This window comes from Cupriavidus basilensis (assembly GCF_008801925.2).
Taxonomy (GTDB): Bacteria; Pseudomonadota; Gammaproteobacteria; order Burkholderiales; family Burkholderiaceae; genus Cupriavidus; species Cupriavidus basilensis.
In genome coordinates, this window is the sequence record NZ_CP062805.1 from 415,804 (window position 1) to 425,364 (window position 9,561).

The following is a 9,561-nucleotide window of genomic DNA, read 5'->3' on the forward strand; positions in this document are numbered from 1 at the left end:
GAAAGTTCCAGTGAACAAGTGGTTCATCAAGGCCGCGGTCGCGGCATCCCTTCTTGTTTCGTCGGTGGCCCACGCCAGCGGGCTTCCCGTTATCGATGTGGCCAATCTGGTCCAGACGACGCGGACCGCCCTGCAATCGCTGAAAACGGAGATCTACGAGAACACAAACATTGCCTATCAATACCGGATGATGGCCAACCAGCTGCTGCAGGCCACCGGCATGGACCCCGTGCACCTGGCTGAACAGCTGGACGCCATCAAGGACGACATCGGCAAATACGACGTCTACGGCGTGACGCTGAAGGATCTCTATGGCACGGTTTCCGAGAATGCCGACTACCTGAGCAAGGTTCAGAGCATGGTGGCCGCATCCGGCAAATCCAGCGGTCAGTGGCTTGAAGATCAGCGCACGCTTCTCACCAACGGCGACAAGACCGCGAAGAACCTGTTCAACCTGGGCAACAGCGTCGTCAAGAACGTGCAGACCCAGGCGAAGCGACGCCAGAAGATCCAGAAGGAAATGAAGCTGACTGGAACGGCACAAGCTGCTGCCGAAGCGACGAATGAGATGCTGGATGTCCTCGCAAACCAGAACTCCGATCTGCTGCAGATCATGAGCGCCAAGACGCAGTCAGACGCCGACAAGGATCAAAAGGCACTGGCCGTCGAGGCCGAGTCGGTAGACGTCGCGCGCCGGCTGCAGGCAGAACGCGAACAGCAACGTCAGCGCATCCTGAACCTGAAATGAGCCACGCCTCGCTGATCCGACACAGCCTCTGTGCGATGCTCACCGCGCTCGTCTTCAGCTTCCTCACCCTCTTTTCCTGCGTTGCCGTCGCGCAGGAAGCGATCAGCAGTGGGGATAGCGCCACGGCTGCAAGTGCTGGCGCACCTGGTGAGGTCGGTCAAGGCATCAAGAAGGCGCTGGACAAGATGAACGGCCTGCGAAGCGGGCTCATCCAGGCTGCAGTTTGGCTCAGCGAGCGGACGCGACCTGACGCCAACAAGATCGCATTCGGACTCGGGGTAATCACCCTCGTCTTCGCCGGCCTACGATTCGCGGCAACGAGCGACGCAGTATCCGCGTGGACGGATCTCTTTGAGACCTTTCTGGTAGTTGGCATCTTCGCGTCTCTCTACGCCAGCTACACCAGCTTTGCGCCCGGGCTGTTTGTTTGGTTCAACGATCTCGCCCAAGCTATCAACGGGGGGGTAGACATCTACAACGTCCCAATCTCGTTGGCAAGGACCGGAGGTAGCTTCTACGACTCCGTGCTGAGGACACTACTCGCGGGGTTCGCCAACCCACTCAAACTGATTGATGCCGTCGTCTCAGCGATTCTGTTCGGCTTGGCATTCATTGCGGTGCTGATTGCGGCCTTGATCTACTCGTGGTTCATTCTGGTGGGTCACCTGCAGGTAGCCGTAGGCATCGTGGTGGGCCCACTAGCCGTCGCATTTGGCATGGCGGACGTCTCCCGAAAATACTTCACAGCGTGGCTGGACTACATGGTTACAGGATCGATGTATATGGTGGTCGCCGCCATCATCTCTCAGCTGGTGAGCGCCACACTGCTCAGCATCGTCTCAGACGTTGGCAACATCGGCACGGACACGCTTCTTGCTGCAAGCTACGCACTCAGTATTGCCATCCTATTGGGCTTTGTCGCGCTGGAGATTCCGAAGATCGCCGGATCTCTCTTCGGAACTGGTGGCGGGGTGAGTGGCACCGGTGGCATGAAGATGTTTGGGCGCGGAGCCTGGAACCTCGGCAGGAAGTTGGCAGGGAAATGATGACCCCTCACATTCACCTTTCCGCTTCCGATCTCCTTTCCTCCCAGGCAGACCGCGTCGCGCTCATCCGACAGTACGCCAACGAAGCGGATGGCGCGGACTTCAACAGCAAGTGGCTTGATGTGCTGGAGCGTTGTGCGACGTGGTTCTCCAGCATGCCGCTGCGCCACAACGAGCACGCCGAGGCCGGTGGTGCGTTCCGGGCAACGGTTGAGGCGGCCTACTTCGCCATGCGCCTGTCTGGCGCACAAAAGTTCGCGGCCAATCAGACGTCCGAACGGCGCAGGCAGTTGGAACCGCAATACCTGTATGCGCTGTTTCTCGCCGCCTGCTGCTCCCGCCTTGATGAGTCATGCCGACACTTCAAATTCTTTCGGGATAGGGATGGGGCGGAGTGGATCCCCGCCGTGCATGGAGCTTTCGGTCCGTGGCTAAGCGATGACACGTATCGCGTCACCCGTCGCGATGCGGTGCTCCCACTGGAGCGCATGCGCACCGCGTTGCTGGCGCGCGAGATTCTTGGTGCGGACCGGCTCGCACAGTTCGACGGCCAGGTCCTCGCTGATCTTTTTGGCGCCATCAACCCCGAGCCTCGACCGACCGGACTCGAGACCTTGCTTCAAAAGGTTGTCCGGCAGGCCATCGACACAGTGACACAGTTCGAGATCAAAGCCCGCCGCGCCGCCTTTGCGCCCGACAGGACGCCTGCACCGAGTGTCGAAGCGCTAGCCGCCGCGGTAGATTCGACCCAGATCAAGGCACCCGCCCCACCAGCACCGGCGCAAGCCGATTCGACACCCGGCCCGGAGAACGCGAGCACCGTGGTGGTGTCGCAGATGGAGAAGGAAGCAGGCCCTGGAACTGGCGAAGCCCAGTCTCAAGCCGAGACAGCCGAAGGCACGCAACGCGAGGTAGCGCGAAGCATCGTACAACTCGACGGCACCAAGTCGCTGCGCCCCGATCAGGCTGCCGACCCCTTCAAGGAAGCCTTGGAGGGTGCGTCCAACCTGATGCGCGAGTTCTTCAGGGCGCTAGCACAGGACGTGTCAGCGGGAAAGGTGAAAGTATCGTGGGTCGATAACAAGCTGGCAATTAGCAAGCGCATGCTCGGCAATTACGGCATCGCGTCCGAGACGCTCATCGACAACCTTCGCAAGTTCCAGCTGCTCTACAAGATCGTCGGCCAAGACATCCTTCTGGTTGACAAGGTGGCGAACCTCATTGCGTCCCCTCCGCAATCCCCAGAGAGCAGCGAGTGATGCACCACTACATCAATCACTTTCGGCCCATTTATGAATTCCGGGCCGCGATCGGGTGGCTTCTTGCCGCAGCTTTGATGTTGCTAAGCGATATGCCGAGCGCCGGGTATTTTTCCCTGTTCTGCGTTGGCATGCTGCTGTTCCGGTCTACACAGGTTTGGCGCGCGCTGAAGTTTCGGCTGGCCATCTCCACCAAGTGGCTTGCGGTCCTTCCGATCGAGGCGCTCCTCGCGCTGAGCGCTCGCATACGAAAGACCGACGATGCCATGTATCTTGGCACTGGCTTTGAGTGGACACAGAAGCATTGCCAGATCGCGCACGACATCCTTCGCATGCCGTCAAGCGATATTCCCGGCTTGCCGCGGTGGCTGCCGCAGCCTATAGTGGAGCGCGTCGAGAAACTGCTCGCGCCTGCGGGCAGCATTGCCGACCATTCGCCCCAGGGCAAATCATGGATACACGGCATGGAGCCGAAGAAGATCCAGGTGCCCTTTCACTACAAGGCGATGCCCGGCCATACATCGGTAAGCGGGACGACCGGCTCAGGCAAGACCCGGACCTACGAGGTCATTTCGACCCAGGTCATCCACAATCCCAACGACGTTTTAATCGTCATCGACCCGAAAAATGACGGCGAGTGGGTCGCACGTGTCAAGCGCGAGTGTGAGCGCACTGGGCGCAAATTTCTCTACTGGAAGCAGGCCGCTCCCTCGCAGTCCATCCGCCTGAACCCGTTAGAAAATTGGTCTCAACCCTCGGAAATCCCAACTCGCATCGCCCAGCTGATGGAGGAAGGACCCTTCCGCCAGTTCGCATTCTTGTTCATCGACCGCGCGGTAAAGGGCGAACTCTACGTCGGCGACAAGCCGAACCTGCGGTCAATCCTTCAATACGCCCAGAACGGCATTAACAATCTTCTGGATCGGGCCCTGCAGCGCTTCTTCCCTGAAGCCGGCAAGCCGGATTGGGAAGAGGAGGTGATGGGCTACATGCAACAGGCCGGCCAGCGCCCAGGCGGCACGCGCTTGGACGGGATGGCCCGGCTCTACATCGAGCGCTTCTCCGACAAGGGGAATGGCCACGAGGCTATCGATGGCCTCATCGCCACGTTCCAGCACGATCGGGACCACTACGGCCGCATCATCGCCTCTGCCCTGCCGTTGCTCCAGATGCTGGCCACCGGCGAGACGGGCCTCATGCTGGCGCCAAAGGCAGACGACTTCGACGATGACCGTGAGATCTGGGACATCGATAAGGTCATCAAGCAGAAGGCGGTGCTCTATGTCGGTGCGGATTCGCTCTCCAACTCTATGGTGGCCCAGGCTGTCATGTCGATGCTGCTAGCCGACATCGCTTCCGTCGCCGGTTCCATTTACAACTTCTACAAGAAGCCTCCAGAGATCGTCCTGATCGTCGACGAGGCAGCCGAGGCGATCAACGAGCAGATGCTGCAGATCCTGAACAAGGGCCGTGGCGCAGGCTTCAAGGCATTCGTCGCCTACCAGACACGCTCGGACTTCACCGCCAAACTGGGAAACGTGGCGAAGATGCAGCAGGTTTTAGGCAATCTGAACAACCAGCTCGTCTTACGATTGGAAGATATCGACACGGCCGAGTGGTTCTGCGAGAAGGCTGGCACCACGGCCATCCGGAATGTCGTGGTGTCGAGCAGCACAAGCACTGGCACCGAGGCGCATGTCGGGGAGTTCAGCGGTTCCGTGTCACGTTCGACCCAGCTTGAGAAAGCGCCATTGATTCCGCATGAGTTGATCATGCAGTTGCCCAACCTGCAGTACTTCCTGCGTATCTCCGGTGGCTCCGTCTACCAGGGTCGAATTCCAATTATCCAAGGTTAAAAGGTCAATGCGCACCAGCCTGTTCCGACAAATCGCCAAGGAATACAAACTCTCCGCGAAGCTCTCGCCCGTTTTCATCGTCTCGCCAGACCTGGACGACGTATGCACGCGGGTAGTCGAATACATCGGCGTGAACTTCCGCGTGCGTGAAGACCCGTTGGTCAAGGAGATGCTAACAGACGCTATCGCCGCCTGGCGCGCCGCTCGAAAGCATGGTGACGCCAACGCGGCCTTCATGAAAGGTCTGTTCGGCCGTGCCCACGATCTCTACGCCAAGCGCTACGCCGCATTCAAGGGCGAGAAGTACAACGTTTGGTATCCCTATCACGAGTCGATCCCCTCTTTCGAGCAACGCCAGCCCATCGGCTACGTCTGCCAGGTGGTAGACGAACCAGTTCCCGGGAATGTGACGCAGCGATGCGCAGCATTCCAGTTGGCCGCACGCGTGCTGACCGGGTACAGCTTTACCCGCTACTTCGAGAACTACGATGTCGCTCGAGACTTTGCATACTAAGGCGAGGCAATCGCTCGCTTCGCTGCGCAAGACCCAGCCGCGGATCGCCGCACGGCTCTTTCGCGTCGACGAGGCACTCGCGTTCGAAATGCAGGCGTGGATTTCCGCAGGGAATGCGGATACCCCGATACCAAGCGCATTCCTGCTCGGCAACGCGGCCCCGTGCTTCGCGCTGATTGGCATTGCGGCGCGTAAGCCGGCATTGTTCTGGGGCGCGCTCGCTGCGATCCCTGCGCTGCCTGTTCTGCTCGCTCTGCACTGGATCTGAGCCATGGCCAACAGTCGATTCGTCTCCCATGTTCGGATGTGGATGCTAGCCGCGCCGCTGATGATATGTGCCATCGCTCCGTTCATACAGGACGATGCCGTATTCGAAGTGAGTGAAGCGGAACAGGGTTCGGTTGAACATGTGCTCGGACAGCCCAAGGCGGACAAGGCAACGATGTTGGCTAACGACCGCTTTGATCGATGGTTTGTCCGGTCTGGTGCGTTGCGCGCATCGTTCTCCGGCTCGGATGCGAACACGGCGCTACCCGATGCCGGCGCATCCGAATTTGGGCGTGGTTGGATGCGGCACTTCTGGTTGACCATCTATCGAGCGGTCTATCGGTCGGCGGTTGCGCATTACTGGCTGTTTGGCGGCATGGTGCTGCTTGCTGCGCTGCTCAACGACGGCGCCGTGTCGAGAAGGATCCGAGCCGCCGGCGCTGGGTTCGCGAACCCGGTGACGTTCCATGTCGCCGCACATGGCTTGCTGCTGTGCTTCGGCTTCGGTGCATCCGCCCTGCTGCTTCCGATTTCCCTGCTGGCCTACTGGTGGACCTTAGGCGTCTGCCTGGTCGGCTTGCTCAGCTGGCGCCTTGCGGCGTCATTTCATGTCGGCAAGTAGTCGACACCATCTTTCTGAATGCCAAAGGCCAAGTGGCTGGCCATCCAAGGAGAAATTATGACCACTACCGATCTAATCCCTGCCGAGCTGCCCGCTACGGTCAGCGAACTGCTTGATCAGCCACTGGCCGCTGTTGCGGTCGACGTTGCCGGCACCGCGGATCGGCCCGATGACGTCGAGTCGGAGCTGCTTGAGATGGAGGCGTCTGCCGACGCCCTGCGGAAGGAAGGCATCATTTCAACGGCTGACCTGGAGAAGAAGAAGGCAGAGGTCGAGCGCACCCGCAAGCTGTTCCGCGAACTCTCGCCGGCAGACCGCCAAGCCATCGTTCGCCGGCGTCGCGAACTGGGTCGTCAAATTCTCGAGCGCGAGCTCGCTGGCGCGGCTGTCGTGGCCGTCGGACTGAAGTTGAATCACACCCGACTGCGGCCGCTGTTCGAGCAATGGTGGCCGTACATGAACCGCATGTCGCTCAACCTGCAGCGCTTCGGTCAGTCGACCTTCTCGCGCAGCGAATTATCGACCATCGAAACGTTCCTGGAGCGTGAGTTGGCAAAGCTCGAGGACTATGTCGACGAGCAGCTGCGCGTCGCAACCGCCTACCGCCAGCAACGCGAGCAGGAGATGCGGGCCAAGGACGACATCGTTTTCGAACCGACGATTACGCGGCCGTCCGTCGAGCTGGAGGTCCAGGCCTACTCTCGCTTTGCCGTCCGAGCGCTTCAGGTCCTCATCAAGTTCGACCAAACCATGGACCAGTTCGATTTCATGGTCTGGAACGGGATCCGCGACATGACGGACGTCAATGACGAGGTCACGAGGTTCCTGCGAAAGTTCCAGCCGCTCGGCCTCCGCTGCTATACGACACACCTGAAGCTGATGACCACCGTTCGCGGCGTCTGACTGTCCGCCTGCACGGTCCCGCTCAGTCACACCAAGTCCCACCAAGCCCTAGTTTCTACCCTCCGTTTAGAAGTAAGAGGATTGGCACTCTGTGGGACGCAGTGCCACTTGGTGATGGCTAGTGGGACCACGTGAGACATGATCTCACTTTCGAACGTATCAACAGACGTCGACATCTGCCCCGAGGTACCACTTCGGGGTACTTGCTGTTTTGAACCGGCACCAAGTGCCACTTACTGCCACACTGCGATCGCCATGTCGCTCGAAAAGGTATTGGAAGGACTGAACCCCGCCCAGCGCGAGGTGGTCGACCTGCGTCAGCACTGCGTCGCCGTGGCCGTGCCAGGCGCCGGAAAGACGGCGACGATTGCGGCGAAGGCAGCCGTGCTGCTCGCCAACCCAGACGTGACGGTGGGCGCGGTAACGTTCAGCAAGGACGCTGCGGTCGAATTGCGTGACCGTATCCTGGCGCTAGCCGGGGCCGATGCCAAGAAGCGACTGCTCGCGGGCACCTTCCATTCGCTGGCCTATAAGCAACTCGGGAAGGGAACCGGCAAGCTCACCGATATCGTCCACGACGGCGTTCGATTCGCTATCGTCGGGCAGATCCTGCAGGAAGGGGGATTTGATGGGAAGGTCGAGGATGCGATCGCTGCGATTGAGCGCGCCAAGATGCAACTGGCCGACCCGCCTTCAGGAACTGTGGAGGCTCAATTGTATGAGGCCTATCAGAGCGCCCTGGCCCGGAACGGCAAGATCGACTTTCAGGACATGCTGCGGTTGGCTGTAGCTGGGATGCAAAGCGGAACCATTGCGCCCTACCGTATGACGTACCTGCTGGTCGATGAGTACCAGGATTGCGACAGCTTGCAATCACGCTGGACGGCGCTGCACGCGGAGGCCGGTTCGATAGTGACGGTGGTCGGGGACGATGATCAATCGATCTACGGATTTCGAAGTGCGCTCGGATTTCGGGGCATGGAGGTATTCATCAAAGAGTTCGACGCACGGTCCGTCATCCTCGGGAAGAACTACCGCTCACACACTGAGATCCTGGACATCGCGGATCGTGTCATTCGAAACAACAAGGACCGTATCCTGAAGGAGCTGGTAGCCCATCGCGGGCCTGGCGGCGCTATCGAGTTCAAGCGATTTGAGGACGAGTACAAGGAAGCCGTTTCAGCCGTTGAGGCGCTGACACCGGTTTTGCGGGCTGGCAAAACGGCGGCCGTGCTGGCGCGGACGAACCGCATTCTCGATCCATTGGAGGCCGTCTGCCGCTCGCACGGTATCAAGTACTACCGGGCAACCGGCCGCTCTATCCTCGATCGCCCGGAGGCAGCGTTGATGGGGGACCTGCTGGAACTGATTCAGAAGTCCAAGAGCTCTGGCATCGATGCCCTGCTAGGTTTCGCCGGAATCAGCTCGCATGAGCTGCAGCTGCTACACACGCAGACTACGGCGAAGCCGGAGGGATCGATTCCGCGAAAAAAGGACCTGGTGCAGGCCGGGATCGCAGAACCAACAGTCGACAAGTATCGCGATTTCCTGAAGAAGCTGGCGGAATGGCAAGCGCTCTGTGAACGCGAGTTCCTTTCCCTCGTTCTCGATGGCGTGCGCGAATGGATGCTCAAGTTTGTGGCGGACGAGCCGGGCAAGCGCGCTATCAATACCGCATATGACGTCCTGACGCGGCTGAACGGTCCATTCTCGGAACGCGTGCTGTTTCTGCGCCAAAAGAATAACGAGCCGGCCGACGACGCCTTGGTGCTGACGACCATGCATGCCTCCAAGGGGCGCGAATGGTCGGCTGTTGTTGTGATCCGGGCCGAGGAAACCATCGTTCCGGACGAAGCCAGTCCGGAGAGTGAGGAGCGGCGACTTTTCTACGTTGCCCTCACGCGCGCCCGCGACTGGCTGCAGATTTCTACGGCAAAGAAGAACCCCACGTCCCGGTTCGTTGTTGAAGCCGGGCTAACTTGATTTATTAAGCAACCGATCGTTCGTGGCGTCTGATGGTTGCGAGCTCCCTGCCATCGCGCGTGCCATAGCCGTCCGGCACTTCATTTTTGTGCGTAGCGGTGGCACTCGGATTTCAAGGAGGGGTTGTTGAGCCCGTAGGCATCCTCATAAGCGAAAAAAGCCTGGAGTCCGCATGCTCCAGGCTTTTAATCGGCATTGACAAAAGGCGTAGCGGGCTTCAAAACCCTCTTGACTCGTCCAACAACAAGACAGTCTGAGTTTATGAAGCCCACCCTTCGTTGTCAATGCTCCCCACAAGTTTGCGCATTGATCGAAGAAGATGAGATATCGCTTCGACGGGCTTCCTATTGCCCGAAGAAGAAG

Annotated in this window: 9 protein-coding genes; all 9 read left to right on the plus strand. The window is 59.6% G+C overall.

Annotated features, from left to right (window positions below; all coding sequences use genetic code 11):
* The first annotated feature begins 10 nt into the window (after positions 1-10).
* The 9 genes from F7R26_RS37510 to F7R26_RS37550 all read left to right on the plus strand — a co-directional run bounded on the left by F7R26_RS37510 (position 11) and on the right by F7R26_RS37550 (position 9,198).
* On the plus strand, positions 11-748 hold the full coding sequence (locus F7R26_RS37510; protein WP_070940838.1) for a TrbJ/VirB5 family protein: 738 nt from the start codon (positions 11-13) through the stop codon (positions 746-748).
* Positions 745-1,794 (plus strand): type IV secretion system protein, encoded by a 1,050-nt coding sequence (locus F7R26_RS37515; RefSeq protein WP_058698208.1) that lies wholly within the window; start codon positions 745-747, stop codon positions 1,792-1,794. Before F7R26_RS37510 ends, F7R26_RS37515 begins: the two co-directional genes overlap by 4 nt.
* The gene (locus F7R26_RS37520; RefSeq protein WP_058698256.1) at positions 1,794-3,053 is read left to right on the plus strand and encodes a TraI domain-containing protein; all 1,260 of its coding nucleotides are present in this window, start codon (positions 1,794-1,796) and stop codon (positions 3,051-3,053) included. The genes F7R26_RS37515 and F7R26_RS37520 overlap by 1 nt, the downstream gene beginning before the upstream one ends.
* Positions 3,053-4,909 carry a conjugative transfer system coupling protein TraD gene (gene traD, locus F7R26_RS37525; protein WP_058698209.1) on the plus strand — a complete coding sequence of 619 codons (1,857 nt, stop codon included), beginning with the start codon at positions 3,053-3,055 and terminating at the stop codon, positions 4,907-4,909. The genes F7R26_RS37520 and traD overlap by 1 nt, the downstream gene beginning before the upstream one ends.
* A 7-nt stretch (positions 4,910-4,916) precedes the next feature.
* Positions 4,917-5,423 (plus strand): hypothetical protein, encoded by a 507-nt coding sequence (locus F7R26_RS37530; RefSeq protein WP_058698210.1) that lies wholly within the window; start codon positions 4,917-4,919, stop codon positions 5,421-5,423.
* Complete coding sequence (locus tag F7R26_RS41285) at positions 5,398-5,691, plus strand: hypothetical protein (RefSeq protein ID WP_233528063.1); 294 nt, start codon at positions 5,398-5,400, stop codon at positions 5,689-5,691. Before F7R26_RS37530 ends, F7R26_RS41285 begins: the two co-directional genes overlap by 26 nt.
* A 3-nt stretch (positions 5,692-5,694) precedes the next feature.
* Positions 5,695-6,312 carry an IncC plasmid conjugative DNA transfer DtrJ family protein gene (locus tag F7R26_RS37540; protein WP_058698211.1) on the plus strand — a complete coding sequence of 206 codons (618 nt, stop codon included), beginning with the start codon at positions 5,695-5,697 and terminating at the stop codon, positions 6,310-6,312.
* A gap of 57 nt (positions 6,313-6,369) precedes the next feature.
* Positions 6,370-7,215 carry a hypothetical protein gene (locus tag F7R26_RS37545; RefSeq protein ID WP_058698212.1) on the plus strand — a complete coding sequence of 282 codons (846 nt, stop codon included), beginning with the start codon at positions 6,370-6,372 and terminating at the stop codon, positions 7,213-7,215.
* Positions 7,216-7,470: 255 nt separating this feature from the next.
* Complete coding sequence (locus tag F7R26_RS37550) at positions 7,471-9,198, plus strand: ATP-dependent helicase (RefSeq protein ID WP_058698213.1); 1,728 nt, start codon at positions 7,471-7,473, stop codon at positions 9,196-9,198.
* Positions 9,199-9,561: the final 363 nt, after the last annotated feature.